The organism is Pseudoxanthomonas sp. PXM01 (assembly GCF_014851815.1).
Taxonomy (GTDB): domain Bacteria; phylum Pseudomonadota; class Gammaproteobacteria; order Xanthomonadales; family Xanthomonadaceae; genus Pseudoxanthomonas_A.
This window is the reverse complement of record NZ_JACVAJ010000001.1, coordinates 77108-97478: the sequence shown is the minus strand read 5'-3', so window position 1 is coordinate 97478 and position 20371 is coordinate 77108. Positions and strand designations below refer to the sequence as shown.

At 68.2% G+C, this 20371-nt stretch carries 18 protein-coding genes and 1 pseudogene; 3 read left to right on the top strand and 16 right to left on the bottom strand.

All coding sequences use genetic code 11. The features are described from left to right. Positions 1–59: 59 nt before the first annotated feature. From IB230_RS00425 to IB230_RS00410, 4 genes and pseudogenes are all read right to left on the bottom strand, one after another. Positions 60–1181, bottom strand: coding sequence for an HDOD domain-containing protein (locus tag IB230_RS00425; RefSeq protein ID WP_225589104.1), 1122 nt, complete (start codon positions 1179–1181; stop codon positions 60–62). A gap of 174 nt (positions 1182–1355) precedes the next feature. Then, a complete protein-coding gene (locus tag IB230_RS00420) occupies positions 1356–2177 on the bottom strand; it encodes a hypothetical protein (protein WP_192267698.1) in 822 nt (273 codons plus the stop codon). Between the two features lie 85 nt (positions 2178–2262). Continuing rightward, positions 2263–3021 (bottom strand): annotated as a pseudogene (locus IB230_RS00415) (ribonuclease H-like domain-containing protein); the annotation flags it as partial. 104 nt (positions 3022–3125) lie between these two features. Continuing rightward, positions 3126–5546, bottom strand: a complete 2421-nt coding sequence (locus IB230_RS00410; protein WP_192267694.1) for a DEAD/DEAH box helicase — start codon at positions 5544–5546, stop codon at positions 3126–3128. A 177-nt stretch (positions 5547–5723) separates the two neighbouring features. On the opposite strand from IB230_RS00410, the gene IB230_RS00405 reads away from it, so the two are divergent. The 3 genes from IB230_RS00405 (at position 5724) to IB230_RS00395 (ending at position 7230) form a co-directional block, all read left to right on the top strand. Next, positions 5724–6077 (top strand): hypothetical protein, encoded by a 354-nt coding sequence (locus IB230_RS00405; RefSeq protein WP_192267692.1) that lies wholly within the window; start codon positions 5724–5726, stop codon positions 6075–6077. A 260-nt stretch (positions 6078–6337) separates the two neighbouring features. After that, positions 6338–6775 (top strand): hypothetical protein, encoded by a 438-nt coding sequence (locus IB230_RS00400; RefSeq protein WP_192267690.1) that lies wholly within the window; start codon positions 6338–6340, stop codon positions 6773–6775. Positions 6776–6903: 128 nt separating this feature from the next. Beyond that, positions 6904–7230 (top strand): hypothetical protein, encoded by a 327-nt coding sequence (locus IB230_RS00395; RefSeq protein ID WP_192267688.1) that lies wholly within the window; start codon positions 6904–6906, stop codon positions 7228–7230. Between the two features lie 37 nt (positions 7231–7267). On the opposite strand, the gene IB230_RS00390 is transcribed toward IB230_RS00395, so the two are convergent. The 12 genes from IB230_RS00390 to IB230_RS00335 all read right to left on the bottom strand — a co-directional run bounded on the left by IB230_RS00390 (position 7268) and on the right by IB230_RS00335 (position 20345). Then, positions 7268–8776, bottom strand: coding sequence for an ATP-binding protein (locus IB230_RS00390; RefSeq protein WP_192267687.1), 1509 nt, complete (start codon positions 8774–8776; stop codon positions 7268–7270). A gap of 3 nt (positions 8777–8779) precedes the next feature. Next, entirely contained in the window at positions 8780–9220 is a 441-nt protein-coding gene (locus tag IB230_RS00385) for a response regulator (RefSeq protein ID WP_192267685.1), read from the bottom strand. Then, on the bottom strand, positions 9217–11019 hold the full coding sequence (locus tag IB230_RS00380; protein WP_192267683.1) for an ATP-binding protein: 1803 nt from the start codon (positions 11017–11019) through the stop codon (positions 9217–9219). Before IB230_RS00380 ends, IB230_RS00385 begins: the two co-directional genes overlap by 4 nt. A 95-nt stretch (positions 11020–11114) precedes the next feature. Then, positions 11115–12254: a GGDEF domain-containing protein gene (locus IB230_RS00375; protein ID WP_192267681.1), complete on the bottom strand. Its 1140-nt coding sequence runs from the start codon at positions 12252–12254 to the stop codon at positions 11115–11117. Between the two features lie 181 nt (positions 12255–12435). Then, complete coding sequence (gene mtnA, locus IB230_RS00370; RefSeq protein ID WP_192267679.1) at positions 12436–13494, bottom strand: S-methyl-5-thioribose-1-phosphate isomerase; 1059 nt, start codon at positions 13492–13494, stop codon at positions 12436–12438. 49 nt (positions 13495–13543) lie between these two features. Beyond that, on the bottom strand, positions 13544–14284 hold the full coding sequence (locus IB230_RS00365) for a DUF3011 domain-containing protein (protein ID WP_192267677.1): 741 nt from the start codon (positions 14282–14284) through the stop codon (positions 13544–13546). 108 nt (positions 14285–14392) lie between these two features. Continuing rightward, positions 14393–15412: an EF-P lysine aminoacylase EpmA gene (gene epmA, locus IB230_RS00360; RefSeq protein ID WP_192267675.1), complete on the bottom strand. Its 1020-nt coding sequence runs from the start codon at positions 15410–15412 to the stop codon at positions 14393–14395. Continuing rightward, positions 15409–17760: an NAD-dependent DNA ligase LigA gene (ligA, locus tag IB230_RS00355; RefSeq protein WP_192267673.1), complete on the bottom strand. Its 2352-nt coding sequence runs from the start codon at positions 17758–17760 to the stop codon at positions 15409–15411. Before ligA ends, epmA begins: the two co-directional genes overlap by 4 nt. A 453-nt stretch (positions 17761–18213) precedes the next feature. Continuing rightward, entirely contained in the window at positions 18214–18756 is a 543-nt protein-coding gene (locus IB230_RS00350; protein ID WP_192267671.1) for a hypothetical protein, read from the bottom strand. Between the two features lie 23 nt (positions 18757–18779). Continuing rightward, on the bottom strand, positions 18780–19142 hold the full coding sequence (locus tag IB230_RS00345; RefSeq protein ID WP_192267669.1) for a GFA family protein: 363 nt from the start codon (positions 19140–19142) through the stop codon (positions 18780–18782). Between the two features lie 58 nt (positions 19143–19200). Then, positions 19201–19977 carry a hypothetical protein gene (locus tag IB230_RS00340; RefSeq protein ID WP_192267667.1) on the bottom strand — a complete coding sequence of 259 codons (777 nt, stop codon included), beginning with the start codon at positions 19975–19977 and terminating at the stop codon, positions 19201–19203. Further along, positions 19974–20345, bottom strand: a complete 372-nt coding sequence (locus IB230_RS00335; RefSeq protein ID WP_192267665.1) for a hypothetical protein — start codon at positions 20343–20345, stop codon at positions 19974–19976. The genes IB230_RS00340 and IB230_RS00335 overlap by 4 nt, the downstream gene beginning before the upstream one ends. Positions 20346–20371 lie beyond the last annotated feature (26 nt).

The window sequence follows — 20371 nt, the reverse complement described above, 5'->3', positions numbered from 1 at the left end:
CAGGGCGAGACTGGCGGAGCCGCCGTGTATCGGCTAGCGGCGCCCCACGACTGAGGCCGTCAGGCGGCCTGTTCCTCGGCGCGCTCGACCATGGTTTCGGCCATCTGCCGCCAGTTGGGCAGCTGGTCCAGCACGCCCAGCGACTTCAGGTAGCCCTCGTCCACCGGCTCGTTGCTGGCCAGCGCGCCGGCCACGTGCACGGCGCCCGGCACCCAGAAGCTGCGCAGGCTGGAACGCTGCGGCTGGCGGTGGAACGCCACCGCTTCGACGATCGGCATCGGCAGGCCCCACAGGCCCAGCAGGTAGGCGCCCGCCTCGGTGTGGCCCGGACGGTCGTCGTCCTCGGCGGCCGGCGTGTCGCGCTCATCGCGCACGCCCGGCAGCAGCAGACCGATATCGGCCAGCAGCGCCGCGGTGGCGCCGAGTTCGGAACTGGTGCGTGGCAGGATCTTCGCCGCCAGGCGCGAAGCCAGCAGCGCGCGGTGCTGCAGGGCGGCACGATCGACACCGGAGGTGGTCTTCATCGAGAACACCTCGCTGGCCAGCACCAGGTCGCGCAGCGTCCCCAGGCCCAGCCGTGTCACCGCGGCCCGCAGGTCGGTGACCGAACGGCCATTGGAGAAGTAGGCCGAGTTGCACAGCTGCAGCACCTTGGCGGCGATGGCCGGATCGCCGGACACCAGCTTGGCGATATCGTTGGCCGTGCCCTCGTCCTCTTCCAGCGCACGCGTCAGCGCGAAGTAGAGGTGCGGCGGCGACGGCAGGTGTTCGACGCGGCCGATCGCACGGCGCAGGCGCGGGCTGTCCAGCAGGTCGCGCAGTTCTTCCAGGCTGTGGATCGACTCCAGCACCGTCTCCGACGTCAGCGGCAACGGCAGGAAGCGGTGCGCCACGCCGATCAGCTTGATCGGGGCGGCCAGGCTGTCGGCGCTACCTTCCAGCAGCGCGATGCGGATGGTTTCCGGACGCAGCGTACGGATCTGGCCCAGCAGCGTGGCCGGCGGCAGGTCGGACAGCGCCGGCCCCACCATCACCACGTCGACCGGGCCGTTGGCCACCGCGAACATGGCCGACTTGCCATCGGCCACCGATTCGACGGTCCACTCGTCGCCCATGTCGCCGATGTAATCGGCCAGATCGTCAGGCAGGCAGGCGGTGTCGCCAACGTAAAGAATGCGCAAGGCACGTCCCCTTTGTTTTTCTTGCAAGTTCAATGCGCGCCTCCCGCTCGGGGACGCACGGACCAATGGAATCTAGCAAGGGTGTCGGCCGTACCGATGCATTCTTGAGGCGCGATGCCGGGAATGCGCAACCCTTCACACTCCGCTGTCGGTGCAGCCCCGACAGACGGTGTTTCAGAAGCGCAACATCGCCAGCAACTGCGGCCCGCGATTGTTGAGGTTCAGGTTCCCGTCGAAGCGCGCGCGTTCGAAATCCAGGTCGACATCGTTGTAGTTGTAGCGCAGCGAGAATCCGACGTGCTGCCACGGGAAGTACTCCAGCCGCACCTGGACGTCGCGCGCATCGCCGGTGACGTTGCCACCGGCCTTCTTCGTGTAGGCCAGCGACGCGCCCCACCGCCAGTGGGCCGACAGCGCATGCGCATACTCGGCGCGCAGCATCGGCGCCCACTCGTCCTCGGACAGCGTGTTGGCATAGGCGACCGGCGCGCCCGCCACCACCGCCGTCGCATCGAGATCGATGTCGACGTCGTAGCGCATCGCGCCCAGGCCCATGCCAAACGCACGCTGGCCATCGTGGTGGAAGAACCACGTGTAGGACACGCCCGTGATCTTCAGGTCCAGGGTGCCGGCCAGGTCCGCATCGACCGGATAGGCGTTGTCGCCGATCAGCAGTGTGCGGTCCAGCAGCCGCGCCGTGTCATCGTCGTAGTCGTAGCCGAAGGCATCGACCTTGTGTCGCCGCTCCTCGCCGACACTGCCGCCGATGTTCCAGACCAGCGCATCCTGGCGGTCGACGAAGCCGAGGTCGCGCTGGAAGTTGACGTGCGTGCCCATTGAGCCATCGCTGGCATCCCAGCGGGTGTCGAGATCATGGTCGGCCCAGTAGCGCCCTGCCCCGACGTAGAAGCGATCGACGGGCGGCAACGTGTCCTGCGCGACGGCGGTGAACGACGTGCCTGCGAGCAGCAGGCAGAGGACGACGGGACGAGGCATGGGACGGCTCCTGTGGCAGGGCGGACAGGCAGTGCGTCTTGGTGGGGTTCCGACGCAGCCAGCATCCGCCCGCCCCCGCGCAAGGTCAAGGCGGGATGCAAGTAAATACGCTTCCATCCGGTCGCGCCTCGTTCGGCGCAGACAGATGCAGCAGCAGGTGCGCCAGCGTCACCACGTCCTGGAAGTTGTGCTGCAGCACGCGCCGCAGCAGGCCCGCATCGCCGCCGCGCAGGTACTGCAGCCACGCTCCAGGTGCCTCCGACCCCGGCAGGTCGTCCTCGCGCACGATGCCGAGCGCGCGGTGTTCGATGGTCGCCAGCCGGCAGTTCTCCCACACGCCGCGGTAGCGCCGGCGCGTCGGGAACAGCAGGTCGAGGTGCTCGATGCCGGCCAGCGGCGTGCCCTGCCGTGCCAACCGGTAGCGCGCGGCCAGCAGCGGCGCGTCGTAGCAGCGCCCGTTGTAGCTGACCAGCCGCGTGTCCTCCGCCAGCCAACGCGAGAATTCGCGCAGCATCGCCGGCTCGGCCGACAGGTGCGTGATCAGCAACTGGCGCACGCGCAATCCACCGGGCACGAAGTCCGACGCGCCCACCATGAAGGCGCGCGTGCCGGTGCCGCCGGACAGGCCGGTGGTTTCGGTATCGAAGAACAGCATGCTTCCCGTCGGCAAATCACCCGTCCGCGCGAACGTGCCGTCGACCTGCGATGGCACCGCGTCAAACGGCAACACCTGTTCCAGCAACAGCAGGCCCGGCGCGATCTCGTCGCCCGGCAGCGCACGATCGCGCACGCGGGCAACCGCCGGCAACGCAGCGCGTTCCCGAATGCACAGCATGCGGCGCAACGCAGGCAACGGATCGTGCACGGGCGGCAAAGGCACCGGCGACGTCACGGTGCTGCCGTGCCCGGCCTGCTTCCGCAACCGCTGCAGTTTCTCCAGGCTGACGCTCATGCCGCATCCAGCAGTCGCAACACGCGTGCCGCCAACGCGCGTGGCGTGGTCTCGGCGTCCTCGTCGTTCGCCAACACCGGACCCACGCAGGCTGGACAGCCGCCCCGGCAGTCGCACGAGGACACCAGCTGCACCGCCCGTTGCACCAGTTCGCGCTGGCGCCGCCACAACGGTTCGCTCAGGCCGATGCCACCTGGGTAGTTGTCGTACAGATAGGCCGTCGGGATGAAGCGCTCACCCGACACGGGCGACAGCACCTGGCTCTCCGTGCCGCGCAACTGGCCCCGCCCTTGCGTGTCGGGCAGCGCGAACCACGCACCATCACCGTCGCCGACGGCCTTCTGCAGGTCGCGCCCTTCCGCCATCACCGCGACGGTAGCCGCGACATGCAGCGCGTACGCGGCACCCAGGAAACCGTCCAGTGCCTCCTGCCGCGATTCGAACGCGGATTCCAGCAGCGCGGGCGGCAGCTGCCACCACAGGCTGGTGGTGTGCATCTCCTGGTCGGGCAGGTTCACCGGGCCGTAGCCGATGTTCTCGTGCGTGTAGTAGCGGATCTTCTTGTAGCCGGCCACGCGCCGCACCACATGCACTTCGCCATGGTGGCAGGTGCCCTGCCCGGCGATGCAACCGTCGAAACGCTCCAGCACCTTCAGCTTGGTGTAGTCGATCGCATCGGTGTAATAATCCACGTGCGTGCGGGTGACGTAGGCCTTGCGGCCTTCCCAGTCCAGCCGTTCCACCTGGTAGGGAGTGGACTGGATCATGTGGATGGCGCCTTCGTACAGCGTCAGTGGCGCCGCGCTGAAATCGACCTCGGCGATGATCACCTGGCGGCCATCGGTACGGTCCACGACGACGAAGTTGCCATCGGCCACCGAGCGCAGGCTGACCGCATTGGCCGGATAGCTGTCGGCGATCCACTCGTAGCGGTCGCCTTCGCGATGGACCACGCTGTCCTCGTCCAGCAGTTGCAGGAACGGCGACGGATCGATCGGCCCGAACGGTTCGCCGGCCAGGAACGGCAGCTCGAAGGCGGCGCAACGCACATGGTCGAGCAGGATCATCGGCTGGTCGGGCGCAATGCGCGCGTGTTCCGGCGGGCTGTCGGCGAAGAACTCCGGATGCCGCACCACGTACTGGTCCAGTGGCTGCGAACTCGCCACCAGGATGCCCAGCGAGGCCTGCTGGCGTCGCCCTGCCCGGCCGAAGCGCTGCCACGTCGCCGCGATGGAGCCCGGATAGCCGTTCAGCACCACCGCATCCAGGCTGCCGATGTCCACGCCCAGTTCCAGCGCCGACGTGGAAATGATCCCGTCCACGCGGCCGTCGCGCATCGCGCGTTCGGCCTCGCGCCGTTCGGTCGGCAGATAGCCGCCGCGATACGCGCGGATGCGCGCCGGCAACCGCGGATCGCTGTCGAACACGTCCTTCAGGTACTTGGTCAGCACCTCGACCATCGTGCGCGACTGCGCGAATACCAGCGTCTTCAACCCCGCCTTGATCGCCAGCCGCGCAATGCGGTTGCTCTGCGAGCGCGCCGACGCGCGCAGGCCCAGGTCGGGATTGACCACCGGCGGATTCCACAGCAGCACGTGCTTCTCGCCGCTGGGCGCCCCCGACTCGGTGATCGCGTGCACCGGCAGCTCCAGCAACGCCTCGGCATGTGCCTGCGGGTTGCCGATGGTGGCCGAGCAGACGATGAACTGCGGCGTGGCACCGTAGAACGCGCAGACCCGCTTGAGCCTTCGCAGCACGTTGGCGACATGGCTGCCGAACACGCCGCGATACGTATGCACTTCGTCGATCACCACGTAGCGCAGGTTCTCGAAGAACTGTGCCCACTTGGTGTGGTGCGGCAGGATGGCCTGGTGCAGCATGTCCGGATTGCTGACCACGATGTCGCCATGCAGGCGGATCGCCTGGCGCGCATCGCCCGGCGTGTCGCCGTCGAAGGTGAACGCCTTCAGGCCGAGGTCGCCGGCCTTGCTCAGGTCGAGCAGTTCCGCCACCTGGTCCTGCGCCAGCGCCTTGGTCGGGAACAGGTAGAGCGCCTTGCCGCGCTTGGACAGCGCCGACGCGACCACCGGCAGCGTGTAGCACAGCGACTTGCCCGAGGCCGTCGGGGTGACGACGGCGAGATGATCGCCGGCCTGCGCCTGCCGCCACGCCTCGGCCTGGTGCGAATACAGGCGTTCGATGCCGCGCTGGCGCAACGCAGCCACCAACGCGGCCGGCAGGTCGTCGGGCAGCATCTCGTAGCGTCCCTCGCGTGCGGGAATGACGAATTGCCCGGTCACCCGATCGTGGTACTTGCCGGCAAGGCGCTCGGCCAGCGCACTGCCATCGGCGGTGGCCGTGGGCAGCAGGGAGGCCTCGTCGGCATGGCGACGGATCAGGGCGGTCTGGGCGGGCATGGGCTTTCTCTCGGCGACAGGCCGCCATCTGACGCGCGGCGCGTCTCAGTGACTGAGACTGACTGCCCGCTGATCGCCCGCCCGGTATCTCAGCTTTGTGACAGGACAGCAAAGGGATTTCTCACCCGTCGATAACGTCACGCGCGATACCACGGCAGTACCCCCACGGAGACCCCCATGGACCGACAGATCTATCGCGACCAGCTCGACACGCTCCGGCAGATGCCGCCCCGCGCACCGGCCGTGACCCACGACGCCTTCGCCGCCTTCACCGTCCATGATTACGGTCGCCGGCGCCGCCTGCACCCGGATGTCGCGTGGGAGGACGCCTGCCGCGCCTATGCGTTCGCGGCCGCTTCCCACGCCGACCACGACGGGCAGCTCGACCTGGATACCGAACTCGAACTGGAAACCCACTGGGAGCGCCTCAGCGGCGATTCCGGGCCGGACTGGCCGGTGGCCCGCACCCTGCTGCGCGAGACCTGGCGCTGGCTCGACGAGCACGGCGCGGCACAACCCCGCATGCATTGAAGTCGCATCGGTAGCGAACGACGAACGGCTGGCCGCTCGCATCGCGCCCCTGCGTGTCCATGGAGGCAGGGGCAACGATAACGACAAGCGCCGGCAAGGCGGGAACCTCGCGCCTTCTTCGGGAGGCGTGGCACGTCACCACAGGCACCGCGCGGCCGGACGACGGCCGCCGCCCGCAGGCACATGCGTCGTGTGCCCGCCGATGGTGGTCCCTCCGCAGGTTCCTTCTCCGCCAGGCGCCGTGCCATGGAGGGGAATCCATGTCCTGTCAGCCCGATCCGTCCGCCCATGCCTGGAACGACGTGGCGATGCCCTGTGCGGTCGTCGACATCCAGACCGAACTGCATTTCTGGGAAAAGACCTACGCACGCCAGGCCTTCCATCGCCCTGGCCTGGCCTTCCGCCATTACGTGCCCACGCTGAAGTTCGCCTACGACATCTACCTGCTCTCCCGCCGCCGTCCGTTGCAGGAACTACTGCCCGCCCTGCCCACGCGCTATGAAGCCGCGCTGGCGCGCGGCACGCGCCTGGACTGGTCGCTGGCATCGGTGGTGATCGCACGCGTGTGGGAGCGGCTCAACGCACCGCTGGAGCAGGACCCTCCGCTGTTCGCCCCTCTGGTCGCCACGGGGATGGACGAACGCACCGTGATCGCCGAGGCGATGCAACGCCGCGCAGGCAATGGCTTCACGCGCTGAAGGCAAAGGTGAACAAAAAGGCTGGCGCACGGTTAAATGCAGGTTAAAACGCCCTTTATTTCACTTAAGCATCACCGCGCCGATCAAAAACTCACCCCGTCACCACACACCGACACGGGGGAGTCACCATGGGCAGCCTGCACAACCGCAACGCGCACGCCACCGCGCAGATCGTCGATATCGATGCCGAACTGGCGTACTGGAAAACCCGCCTCAACGAGGACACGTTCCAGGTCGTCGGCGCCACGGTGGGCGACCTGGAGCAATGCCTGAAGATCGGCTACGACGCCTACCTGCTGCACCACCGGCAGGAGTTCGACGAGATCGCCCCCTCGCTGCGCGACCGCTTGCAGCGCCACTGCCCGGACACGCCGATCGGCTGGTACCGCGCGCAGCCGATCATGCGTGCCGTGTGGCAGCGGCTGAAGCCGCAGCCCGTGATGGGCCGCGCCTGAGGCGGCATCCAGCGACGCCTGATACCCGCGTTCGGGGTCAGGCGCGCAATCCGAGCGCGTGCTCGATCGCACCGAACAGCGACGTCACCTGCACCGGCTTGACCACGGTCGCCGCGCTGTCATGGCGGTCGGCTGGCGTGCCCGGCTCGCGCAGACGGATCACCGGCCCGTCGAATCCCGCCTCCTGCAACACCGCCAGCACGTCCGCCGCCGACAGCATCAGGATGTCGTCGTCGATGATCGCCAGCGCCGGCAGGCCGTTGCGGGCGATCTGCTGCAGCGCGATCGCACCGTCCGGCGCCATCACCGGATCGTAGCCCTGCGCGGCCAGTGCGTTGCCGAGCAGCGACAGGCGCGTCGCATCGCCATCGACCAGCAGGATCTTGCGACCTTCGCCATCCAGGTACGACGCGTCCTCCGCGCCCGCCCACTCGTCGGTACGCGGCGCCGGCAGGTGCAGTTCGAAGGTGGTGCCCTGCCCCGCGACGCTGCGTACCTCGATGCGTCCCTGCACCGAATCGATGATGCGCTTGCACGACATCAGGCCCAGTCCGGTACCGCTGGCCTTGGTGGTGAAGAACGGGGTGAACAGCTGCTGCCGCGTCGCCTCGTCCATGCCGCTGCCCTCGTCGGTGACGCGCAGCACGACGAACTCCTTGCCGTCCGGTGTGACGGTCGGTGCGGCCGACAGCGTCAGCTGGCCACCGCGCTCGGCCATCGCCTGGATGCCGTTGAGGCAGAGGTTGATCAGGCACTGCTGGAACTCGGTGTAATTGCCCTCGATCAGCAGGTCTTCCGGCGGCTGTTCCACCGTCAGTCGGACCTGCCGCGACAGGCTGCCCTGCAGCAGCAGCTGCACCGCGCTGAAGAGCGCCGCCACGTTGATCGTCTCGCTGGCCTTGCGCGAACCGCGCACGAACGAGAGCATCGAGTCGGCCATCTCGTGGCCGCGCTTGCCGCTCTCCGAGATCACCGCGCCCAGGCGCAGGATCTTCGGATCCTCGCTGTAGGTCGACAGCAGGTCGGGCACGATCAGCAACGGCTGCAGGATGTTGCGCAGGTCGTGGCTCAGGCCCGCCGCCAGCATCGCCAGGCAGTCCAGCCGCTGCGAGCGCATCAGTTCGCGCTCGGCGTGTTCGCGCTCGCGCTCGGTACGCGCTTCGCGGATCGCCCGCGCCACCGCCGACGGAAGCCGCGCGGGCGAGTGTTTCAGCACGTAGTCGCTGGCGCCCTCCTGCAAGGCCTTCACCGCGGTCTCCTCGCCGATGGTGCCGGAGAAGAACACGAACGGCAGGCGCGCATCGTGCCCCCGCAGGATCTCGAGCGCCTGGTAGCCGGAGAACCCCGGCAGGTCCATGTCCGACAGCACCAGGTCGAACGTCTTGCCCGCCAGCGCCGCCCGCATGTCGTCCGCGCCATCCACGCGCACGAACTCGGCGTCGAGCCCGGCCTCCAGCAGTTGCTCGATCAACAGTTCGGCGTCGAGCTCGGAATCCTCGACGAGCAGGATGTGGACGCGGCCCAGCGGGGTACCGGAATGTGGCACGGATCAGCCCTTGGCCGGGGTTTCGTTGATCACGGCCCAGAACGTGCCCAGCGTCTTCACCGCCTGGAAGAACTGGTCGATGTCGACGGGCTTGACCACGTAGGCGTTCACGCCCAGGTCCCAGCTGCGCGCCAGGTCGCTTTCCTCGCGCGAGGACGACAGGATCACCACCGGCAGGTGCTTGAGCTTCTCGTCGCCGCGGATGTGCTTCAGCACTTCCAGGCCGTCCATGCGCGGCATCTTGATGTCCAGCAGCAGCACCGACGGCATGCCTTCGGGGCGATCGGCGTGCGCGCCGCGGCGGAACAGGTAATCCAGTGCTTCGACGCCATCCTCGACATGCACGATGGGGTTGGCCAGGTTGGCCTCGCGCAGCGCGTCGATCGCCATTTCGGCGTCGGCCAGGCTGTCCTCGGCCAGCAGGATGGTGCGGATGTCGCTCATGCGTCTCTCTCTCGGGAAAGCGGAGCATCGAGCGCCGCGGGAAGGGTGAAGAAGAAGGTCGCGCCCTGGTCGGGCACCGCCTCGGCCCAGATGCGGCCGCCATGGCGACCCAGCACGCGGCGCACGCTCGCCAGGCCGATGCCGGTGCCGGCGAACTCGCTGGCCTTGTGCAGGCGCTGGAAGACGCCGAACAGCTTACCCGCATACGCCATGTCGAAGCCGGCACCGTTGTCGCGCACGCTGAACAGATGACTGCCGTCGGCCTGCAACCGGTGCTCGACCTCGATGACCGAGCGCTCGCGCTGGCTGCTGTACTTCAGCGCATTACCCAACAGGTTGCTCCACACCTGCCGCATCATATTCTCGTCGGCCAGCACGATGGGCATCGGCGAGACGCGCCACTCGACGCGGTCGGCGCGACCGTCGTTGGCCTCGTTGGCGTCCAGCATCGCGCGGGCCTCGGCCACCAGCGACTGCATGTCCACCGCCTGCAGGCGCAGCGCGCTGCGGCCCAGGCGCGAGTAGACCAGTAGATCGTCGATCAGCTGCGACATGCGGCGCGCGGAGTCGCCGATCACGCCGATGTAATGGCGGCTCTTGTCGTCCATGCCCTCGCCCAGGTGGCGGCCGAGCTTGTCCGAGAAACCGGCCACGTGCCGCAGCGGCGCACGCAGGTCGTGCGAGACCGAATAGCTGAAGGCTTCCAGTTCGCGGTTCACTTCCGAGACCTGCTCCACCTTGCCCTCCAACTGGCGGTTCAGCGCGGCGATCTCCTGCTGCGCGGTCTTCTGCAGCGAGATGTCGCTGACCGTCACCAGCACGGCGTGGTCGTCGTTGTCGGGAAGCGGCATGCGGCGCGCATTGAGCAGCACCGTGCGGCGCAGGCCGTCGGCGGTCTCCTGCTGCAGTTCGTAGTCCCACAGTTCGCGACCGCGCGCCAGCACGTCATCCAGCCGCTGGCGCATCACCTTGTCCTGCCACGCCTCGCCCAGCTCGTCGAGGCTGACGGCCGTCTTGCCCTTCTCGACGCCATACAGCTCGCCGAAGGCGGCGTTGTGCATCTGGATGTGCTGTTCGCCATCTAGCAGCACGATGGGCTCGCGCACCGTGTCCAGCACCACCAGTGCGCGCTGGCTCGCCCGTAGCGTGCCTTTCTCCGCTGTAAGCCGGCGCGCCACCTGGCGACCCAACGACATCAGCACCAGAGACAGCAGCAGCAACTGCGCGCCCAGCGCGATCATCCGGATCCATTCCATGCGCTGCCGTTGCTCGGTGGCATCGCCACTGCGTTCGGCCAGCAGGGCCTGCTCGTCGACCAGGATGTCGTTCAGCAGGCCGCGGATGGGGAACCGCGTAGCCAGCGGCGAGACCACACTGCCCCGATACGCTTCGGGCGCCTCGATCAATTGATCGACCACGTCGATGCGGGCATCGACGAGTTCGCGCAGCCTGCCGACGCGCACCAGCTGCTCGGGATTGTCCGCGGTCAACCGGGCCAGCGTGTCGAACCGCTCCGGCAACGCGCGGCGCCCGTTCACCAGGCGATCGCGCGCCAGCGGATGGTCCGCGCCCAGCGCGATCAACATGGCCGAACTTTCGATCTCGCGGACATCCAGCGCCAGCGCCAGGACGGCGGCTTCCACCTGGTGCGTGTGCACGACGACGTCGATGGCTTCCTGGCTGGAGCGCGACAGGCGCTGGAGCAGAATCACCGGGCCGACCACGATCAGCAGGACCACCAGCCCCAGCAGGGGCAGTCGCCATCGTCCCCAGGTCTGCCGGGTGCTGTCGTCGTTCATGATCCCCTGGTATTCACTGCGTCGCAGGGGTGCCCTGCCGACATCGCAAGGATGCTAGCGCAGGGTTGTCACATTTGGAATCACATCTGGGTCGTTCAGGAAACGTCCGCAACATGAACGCGGTCGCGCCCTTCGCGCTTGGCGTCGTACAGCGCCACATCGGCACGCCGCATCTGGTCACCCAGCGACTCGCCCGGTCGATGGTGGGCAACGCCGGCAGAGAGCGTCGTCGCCACCTCGCCCTGCGCCTTGCCGAATTCACGGCGCAGACGTTCGGCGAACGCCTCTGCCTCCAGCGCGTCGTTCCCTTCCAGCAGTACGGCGAACTCCTCACCACCGATACGCGCCGCGCAACCGGTCGCACCGACGCGGGCACGCATGATGCCGCCCAGTCGCTGCAGCACTGCGTCGCCGCCATCGTGGCCGTGGTCGTCGTTGATGCGCTTGAAGAAATCGATGTCCAGCACCACCACCGCCACCGGATTGCCGACGGCAACGGCCCGCGCATGCGCGGCGACCGCATGGTCGCCCCAGCCATTACGGTTCAGCAGTCCGGTCAGTTCATCCGTGTGCGCCTGCCGCACCAGCCGGCGGCGCATCTGCCACGCGGATACCGCGAAGTCCGTGCGATACCCCGCCAGCACCAGGCCGAAGCCGATCGTCGTCAGGGTGTACAGCCAGTACAGCGCAGTGCCCGTGCCTGGTGCCCCGTACAGCGCGATGCGCAGCTGTGCCATCACCACGATCAGCAATGCCAGCGCCAGCAGCGAGACCGGACGCACCATCAGCGCCATCAGCGCCAGCGGCAGCAACTGGAACAGGCCGGTGCGCAGCGCCAGTTGGCCGGTCGCTCCCGGTAGCGGCATGCTCATGAAGATGCCGGCCAGCAGCGTGCCCGCCAGCACCAGCATCAGCCGGTGCTGCCACTGCACCAGCCGCGCAACGCCTGCGGCGCAGCCCGCGACACCGACCGACGCCAGCAGCTGCGCCCACACCGGATAGCCGATCGATGGCGTCACTTCCGCCAGTTCGAAGAGTGCGATGATGGCCAGCAGCACCGCACCACACAGCAGCACGCCGCTGACGATGGGGCGTGTCGCGCGCAGCTGCGCGACCGCAAGGTCTTCGCGTTCGGCGGCATCCAGCGCCCGGGTCGACCGGCGCGACAACAGCGTGCGCACGCTGTGGCGCAAGCCGGGAGCGACGATCGGTGCGTGGACGGTCTGGGCGCGCATGCGCGATTCCTGGACGGGACCTTCCCCGCAATGCAACCCGCGTGCCACGCCACCGTCCGTGACGCCGCCCCGTGCGCAGTGGCCGCGCCTCAGGCGCCCCCTGCCACCCGCATGCCCGCCTCCGTACGCCGCTGACGCGCTGCGTCGGTGTTGGACGGGACGGGCGCGCGGGCGGCCGGTGTCATCCGCCGAACGCGGCCCGCATGCGTGCTTCGTCCGGCTGCTCGATCACGCCCTTCTCGGTGACGATGGCGTCGATCAGCGAGGCCGGGGTGACGTCGAACACCGGGTTCCAGGCCGCCACGCCGTCGGCGACGACCCGCGTGCCGCCGATGCCGAGCAGTTCGGCCGGGTCGCGCTCCTCGATATGGATGGCCTCGCCGTTCGGCGTGGCCATGTCCACCGTCGACGACGGCGCCACCACCATGAACTTCGCACCGTGGTGGCGCGCAGCGATGGCCAGCTGGTAGGTGCCGATCTTGTTGGCGGTATCGCCGTTGGCGCAGATGCGGTCTGCACCCACGACCACCCACTGCACGGCGCCGGTCTTCATCAGGTGCGAGGCGGCGGAGTCGGCGATCAGCGTGGCGGGAATGCCGTCCTGCTGCAGTTCCCACGCGGTCAGCCGCGCGCCCTGCTGCCACGGTCGCGTCTCGCCGGCGTACACCTTGCCGATGCGCCCCTGCGCCACGCCGGCGCGGATCACGCCCAGGGCGGTGCCGAAGCCGGCGGTGGCCAGCGAACCGGTATTGCAGTGGGTCAGCACGCCGCTGCCCTCAGCGATGAGCGCCGCGCCGAGCTCGCCCATGTGGCGGTTCGCCGCCAGGTCTTCCTCGGCGATCGCCAGCGCTTCCAGTTCCAGCACGCCGCGCCAGTCGCTGCCGGCGGTGCGCAGCGCGGCCCGCATGCGCGCCAGCGCCCAGGCCAGGTTGACCGCCGTGGGGCGTGCGTCATTGAGGCGCTGCAGGGCCGGTTCGAGCTTTTCGAGCGCCTCGGCCGGCGTCGCCGCCAGCACCTCGCGCGAAGCCAGCACCACGCCCCAGGCGGCAGCGATACCGATGGCAGGCGCGCCGCGCACGGCCAGGTCGTGGATGGCGGCAGCGACCTCGTCGCTGGTCGTGCAGGCCAGGTACTCCACGACGAACGGGAGTTTGCGCTGGTCCAGCAGTTCCAGGGCAGTGCCCGTCCAGCGGATCGGACGGATGCGGTCGTAGCGGGCGTAATCGATGGTGTCGTTCATGCCCGCATTGTAACGGCCCGCCGTGGGCGGGCCGTTCCCCTCATGGAACTCACCAGCTACGGAACTCGGCCCGGCATCCAGACGTCACCCACACGCCCCGGTTGTCGCGCCCCCAGGTACGGCCCTCGATGCAGGCGCTGCTCGACAGCTGGCGGACCAGCTCCACGCGGCGCCCATCGACGCCGCAGGTGCGCGTGCGGCCGTTGTCGGACTCGCAGCGGAAGGTGCGTCCGTAATTGCCGCCATTGTTCCCCCAGTTGCCGCCGTTGCCACGTCCGTACACCTCGAACTCGGCGCGGCAGCCCTGCGTCACCCACAGGCCGTTGCGGTCCTGGCCCCAGGTCTGGCCCTCGACGCAGCGCGAGCTCGACAGCTGGCGCACCAGCCTGACGTCGGCGCGCGACGGGATCGCGCAGGTCCGCGTACGGCCATTGTCCGATTCGCAGCGGATGCGCTGGCCATTGCCCGACCAGCCACCGCCATTGCCCCAACCGCCGCCGCGACGGCTGGTGAACTCGGCGCGGCAACCGCGATCCACCCACACCCCGTTACGGCCCTGGCCCCAGTTGCGACCTTCCTCGCAGCGCGTGCTCGACAGCTGGCGCGTCAGCTGCACGCCGCCGCGGGTATCCATCGGGCATTCGCGGTAACGATTGCTCGGCGACTCGCAGCGGACCGTCTGCCCGTTGCCGCCATAGCGATCGTCGTACTGCGGCGCGGCCTTGGCCGCAGCGGTGCCGAGCAGTGCGGCGGTTCCCAGCATCAGCGAAGCGATCAGGTGGCGTTCCATGGCAGCGTCCTCGTCGGTGTTGATTCGCAATCTACGCAGCGAAAATGAACGCGGCCTCACGAAACCGTTTGCAGTCCGCTCGACCCGCACGCAATGTTTGGCTGGCTTTCAGCCGCGCGCGAAGTCGAACGCCACTACATCGGCGATGCGCGGCGTATCCAGCATCGCCATCAGCAGCCGGTCCACGCCCAGCGCCACGCCGGCGCAGGCCGGCATGCCGTTCGCCAGTGCGTCCAGCAAGGCGGCATCGATCGGCGGTGCGATGTCGCCACGCGCCTGCCGCATCGCGACATCGCGCTCGAACCGCGCCCGCTGCTCTACCGCATCGGTCAGCTCGTGATAGCCGTTGGCCAGTTCCAGCGCGCCCAGGTAAAGCTCGAAGCGCTCCGCGACCGGCATGCCATCGCGCTCCACCACGCGCGCCAGCGCCGACTGCGTGGCCGGATAGTCGTGGACCACGAAGATCTCGTCGCGCCCGAACGTGGGCTGCAGCGCATGCGTCATCAACAGGTCCAGCCAGTCGTCGCGCGTCAGGCCCTCGCCGTCGATGGCGATGCCGGCCGCGGCGTTGCGCACCACGTCCAGGTCGGCCGTCATCGGATCGAAGCCGAGGCGCTGCCGATAGAGCTCGCGGAAGCTGATCCGCGACACCGTGGCCTCCCGCCCGACCATCGAGAGCGCCGCCTGCACCAGCGCCACCGTCTCCTCGATCAGCGGCTCCAGCGTCCAGCCGACCCGGTACCACTCGAGCATCGTGAACTCCGGGTTGTGCCGCCCCCCCGCCTCGCCATCGCGGAATACCCGGCCCAGTTCGAAGCAATCGCCCACGCCCGCTGCGAGCAGGCGCTTCAGCGGAAACTCCGGCGAGGTGCGCAGCCAGCGTGTACGCGGCGCGCCATCAGTGCGACCCGAGAAGTCGAGCGAGAACGAGGCGATGTTCGGATCGGTATTGCCCGCCCGCGACATGATCGGCGTCTCGACCTCCAACACGTCCCGCGCGAAGAAGAACTCGCGGACCAGACGGTTCACCCAGGCACGAAGGCGCAGCGCATCACGCGAACCGGAGGGTGCCCAGGCGAGACCGGCGACACCGTCCGTCCATGTCGGTCCCGGTCGCCAGCGACTCACGCGCCACTCCCATGCTTCGCCAGAAACGCGAGCAACTGCGCTTCATCCCAGATCTCGATGCCCAGTTCCTGTGCCTTGGCGAGCTTGGAGCCGGCGGCTTCGCCGGCGACGACGAGATGCGTCTTCTTCGACACGCTGCCGGCCACCTTGGCGCCGAGGGCTTCGAGTTTCTCGCCGGCCTCGTCGCGGCTCATCGCGGCCAGACCGCCGGTAAGGACGACGGTCTTGCCGTCGAGCGGGCCGGCGGCGATGGCGACATCTTCCGGCGTGATCGCCAGCAACTCCTCCAGCGCCGCGCCACTGCGCGACAGCAGCGTCGCGTTGGCCTCGTCCTCCAGCCACGCGGCGAAGGCGTTGGCCGACTCGCTCGGCAGGCCGGCGGTGACGAAGTTGTGCGCGGGGGCGTCGAGCAGTGCGTCCACCGAGGGAAATGCGGACGCCAGTTGTTCCGCGCGGATGCGGGTGACCTTGGGAATCTCCAGATCGACCAGCACCGTCGCCAGGCCGAGTTCTGCGCGCAGCTTGCCCGAGGGCGGATGCGTGTCGCCGATCACCACGCCGCGCGCCAGCAGGTCATCGATGGCCTGCTGGTTGCCGGGCTGGTCGAAGAAATGGCCGAGCGAGCGCGCGACTTCGCCGCCGATGTCGGGTACGCGTTTGAACAGCGGCCACGGCAAGTGACGGATGCGCTGCAGATCACCGAACCACTGCGCCAGCGCCTTGGCCGTGCTCTCGCCGACATGCTGGATGCCGAGCGCGAACAGGAAGCGCTCCAGCGTGGTGGTGCGGCTGCGGTCGATGGCCTCGATCAAGTTGTCCGCCCACTTGGTCGCGACCTTGCCGGCCTTGACCGTCTCCGGCGTGGTGCCGTCGCGCTCGTCCACGCGGCGCTTCATCTCCAGCAGGTCGTCCAGCGTCAGCTTGTACAGGTCGGCGATCGACGTGAGGTAGCCCAGGTCGGACAGGTCCTCGATATAGCGGTCGCCCAGGCCTTCGATGTCCATAGCACGGCGCGAGGCGAAGTGCCGCAGCGATTCCTTGCGCTGCGCCGGGCAGCTCAGTTCGCCCGAGCAGCGCCATACCGCCTCGCCTTCCTCGCGCACGATCTCGGCGCCGCACACCGGGCAGTGCGTCGGCATCTGCCACGGCACCGTGCCGTCGGGGCGACGGTCCAGGATCACGCCGGCTACTTCCGGAATCACGTCGCCGGCACGACGCACGATGACGTGGTCGCCCACGCGCACGTCGAGGCGTGCGATCTGATCGGCGTTGTGCAGGGTGGCGTTGGTGACGATGACGCCGGCCACGTGCACCGGCGTCAACCGCGCGACCGGCGTGGCGGCGCCGGTGCGGCCGATCTGGATCTCGATGGCCTCGACGGTGGTCGCCTGTTCCTGCGCCGGGAACTTGTGCGCGATCGCCCAGCGCGGTGCGCGCGAGACGAAGCCCATCTCGCGCTGCCCTTCCCCGTCGTCCAGCTTGTAGACCACGCCGTCGATGTCGAACGGCAGCCCGTCACGCGCCTCGCCGATGCGGCGGTAGTAGTCCAGCAGGCCGTCGGCGCCTTCCACCACGTCGCTGAGGCTGCTGACCGGGAAGCCCCAGGCACGCAGTTGCTTCAGCGTGGCCGAATGCGCATCCGGCAGTTCGCCGCCTTCCACCAGGCCGGTGCCGTAGGCGAAGAACGCCAGCGGCCGTTGCGCGGTGATGCGCGGGTCGAGCTGGCGCAGCGAGCCGGCGGCGCCATTGCGCGGGTTGGCCAGCACCTTGCCGCCATGCAGGCGGGCCTGTTCATTGTATTTCTCGAAGTCGGCACGCGGCATGTAGACCTCGCCGCGCACTTCCAGCACCGCTGGCCAGTCCTTGCCGCGCAGTTTCAGCGGGATGGCTTTGACGGTCCTGAGATTGAGGGTGACGTCCTCGCCGGTGGCGCCGTCGCCGCGGGTGGCGCCCTGCACGAACACGCCGCCCTCGTAGCGCAGGCTGATCGCCAGGCCGTCCAGCTTCGGTTCGGCCGAGAACGCCAGCGCCGGCCGCTTCAGCCTGTCGGCGATGCGGCGGACGAAGTCCTGCACTTCCTCGTCGCTGAAGGCGTTGCCCAGTGACAGCATGGGGATGGCGTGGCGGACCTCGGCGAACTTGCCGGCCGGCGCGCTGCCCACGCGCTGGGTGGGCGAATCGGCGGCGGCCAGGTCCGGGTGCGCGGCCTCCAGTTCGTCCAACTCGCGCAGCAGGCGGTCGTACTCGGCATCCGGGATGCTGGGCTCGTCCAGCACGTGGTAGCGGTAGTTGGCGTCCTCCAGCTGGCGGCGGAGGTCGGCGATGCGGGCGGCGGGGGTCGGCGTCATGCGGGAATTCTAAGGCCGGCGACTGTGACAGGGCGTGCAACACCGGGGCGTCGAGGGCCGGTCCTGCCCGCGGTCCGAGGGCAGATGGAGCCCGGAATGCCAACGATGGGGTCCGGAGTGTGATGTCCCGGGCCCGGAAAGCCATCGATGGGTTTCGGAGAGCCATCGATGGCTTTCCGGGAGCGATGGCATGGCATTCCGAGAGCTATCGATGGCTCTCGGAAAGCGATCGATGGCGTCTGGAATCCCATCGATGGGTTTCGGAAAGCGATCGATGGGTCTTTGAAAGCCATCGATGGCTTCCGGAAACCCATCGATGGCACTTGAGTGCTCCATCGTTGGGAATCCATGCCTCGCGGATGGGGCTCGGAGGGCCATCGATGGGGCTCCGAGGGCCATCTTCTGCTGGGAATGTGAGAAGTGCGGCGCGTGGAACGCCTGATGCGGGCCTGGTCAGGCGTGGAACAGATAAAGCACGTCCTGTTCCATGCCGTGCAGCAGCGCGGCGCGATCTTCCGAACGACCCACTCTGCGGCGGTGTCGGATCGCCACCTCTTCGTCCTCGGGCCCGCCGCCATAGAAGTGCAGCAGCAGGCCAAGTTCGCGGACATGACCGGGCGTCAGGACGGCATCCACGAAGGCGAGCCAGCGGGTCAGGTCATCGTCTGCGCGTCTCCGCCGCACGTCGTCCGCGGCCTCCGCTTGCTCGCGCTTCTGCGCGATGGCACGGGCGATCTTGCCTTCGCTCCAGCCCTTGCGTGCCAGCTTGTGGGCCATCCCTTCCCAATCGCCCTCCTCCGTACGACGTGCACCCAGCGGCTCATCGCAATCGCAATGACCCAGCGTCGTCAGGAAATAGGCCTCGTCTGGTGCGAGCTGCCGCATAACTGAGGGATTCGACAGTCTGAGGAATCGGCGACCGTAGGCCCGCGCCAACACGTCCAGCGCCTCATGCGGCGCGTTGGCGGGAAGGACGGCGGTGACGAAGCGGCACATGGCCGGAGTCTATCCGGCCGCGATCACGGCATGCCCGCCCCGACCGTCATCCGCACCGGGATGCCGACGGGATCGAACCCGTCGAGGCAATACACGTTGATGCCGTAGTAGTCCGGGGTGACGCGCTTGCGGTGGAACGGGTAGATGCCGCAGATCTTGCAGAAGTGGTGGTGCGCGGTATGCGTGTGGAACTGGTACTCGGCCAGCGCGTCTTCACCGGCCAGCAGGCGGAAGGCGCTTTCGTGCACCTTCACCATCAGCGCGTTCTTCTTGCGGCAGATCGAGCAGTCGCACTGCGTCAGCTCGGGGAAGTCGGTGTCGATCTCGAAGCGGATCGCACCGCAGTGGCAGCTGCCGCTGTAGGTCTGCGAGGGGCGTGACGACATGGCGCGTGCTTTCCGTAGGGTGTGATGATCCGGGTGACGCAGCGCTGCGGCACCGTGCTCAGGGGTTTGCGGGCGGGCCTTGAGTCGCCAACGGCGTAAGCGATGCGGCCAGGAGATGCCAGGCGCTGCCACCCCTGTCGTCATAGACCTCGACCTTGCGGAGGTTGTCCCGACTGATGCGCAGGTAATGGGTATCACCAGGCACGAAGGCTTGCAGGTCGCCCATGCCCTCCCCGCCGGTCATGGGCATCTCGATGCAGCCGACGACGACCTCCAGCGGTCTGCCTTTCAGGAATCCCGGCCCATCCTCGACGACGTAGAGTGCGTTCGATCCGACGAACAGGTTTCCACAGCCCGGACCGCGCTCCATCCGGATCAAGACTGCGCGGACGTCGGCTTCCCTGATGGCGGATGCCGCCGACCTCTGCAACGGTTGGAGCGACGCCGCCAGCAGGTGCCACGCCCGGCCTCCCTTGTCGTCATAGAGCCCTACCCCGCGCAGGTTGTCGCGACTGATGCGCAGGTAGTGGGTGTCGCCGGGCACGAAGGTCTTCAGGTCGCCCATGCCATCCCATTCGGTCATGGGCATCTCGATGCATCCGACGACGACCTCCAATGGCTCGCCGCGCAATCCGTCCGGCCCTTCCTGGACCATGTAAAGCGCGCGCGAGCCTGAGTAGCTGATACCGCAAGGTGCCTGTGGCTCCACCAGGATGAGTCGCGCGCGGACGTAGGCGTAGCGATCGGTCGATTCCGATACCGGCTGCCCCATCGCTAAACCGGCCCATGACAACAGGGCGACGCCCAGTGCGACGACATGACGCTTCATCGTCATTCCCTCCACTCCGCGAGATGCAGCAGTACGCCCGCCGGATCCCAGACGTAGATCACCAGGGCGCCGTAGTCCTCCTGCTTCGGCGGCGCGACGCGGGCGTCAGCGTAGGCACCGCGCGCCAGCACGGCGGCGATCTTCGCGTGGCAGGCGGTGGCATCGGCGACGGTGAGGTGCAGCATCGTGTTTTCCAGCCAGTCCTTCTGGTAGTAGCGCTGCAGGTAGAAGCGGTGATCGCCGTTGGCCATCAGCGCCAGTTGGTCGTCGAGATACTCGGTCGTCCAGCCGAGGGCTTCGTAGAACGCCTTGGAGACGTCGAAGTCCTTGCTGCCGATGAAGGGGCGGACGTCGGCGAGGTTCAGGTCGATCATGGTGTGGCTCCCGTAAAGACGCGACG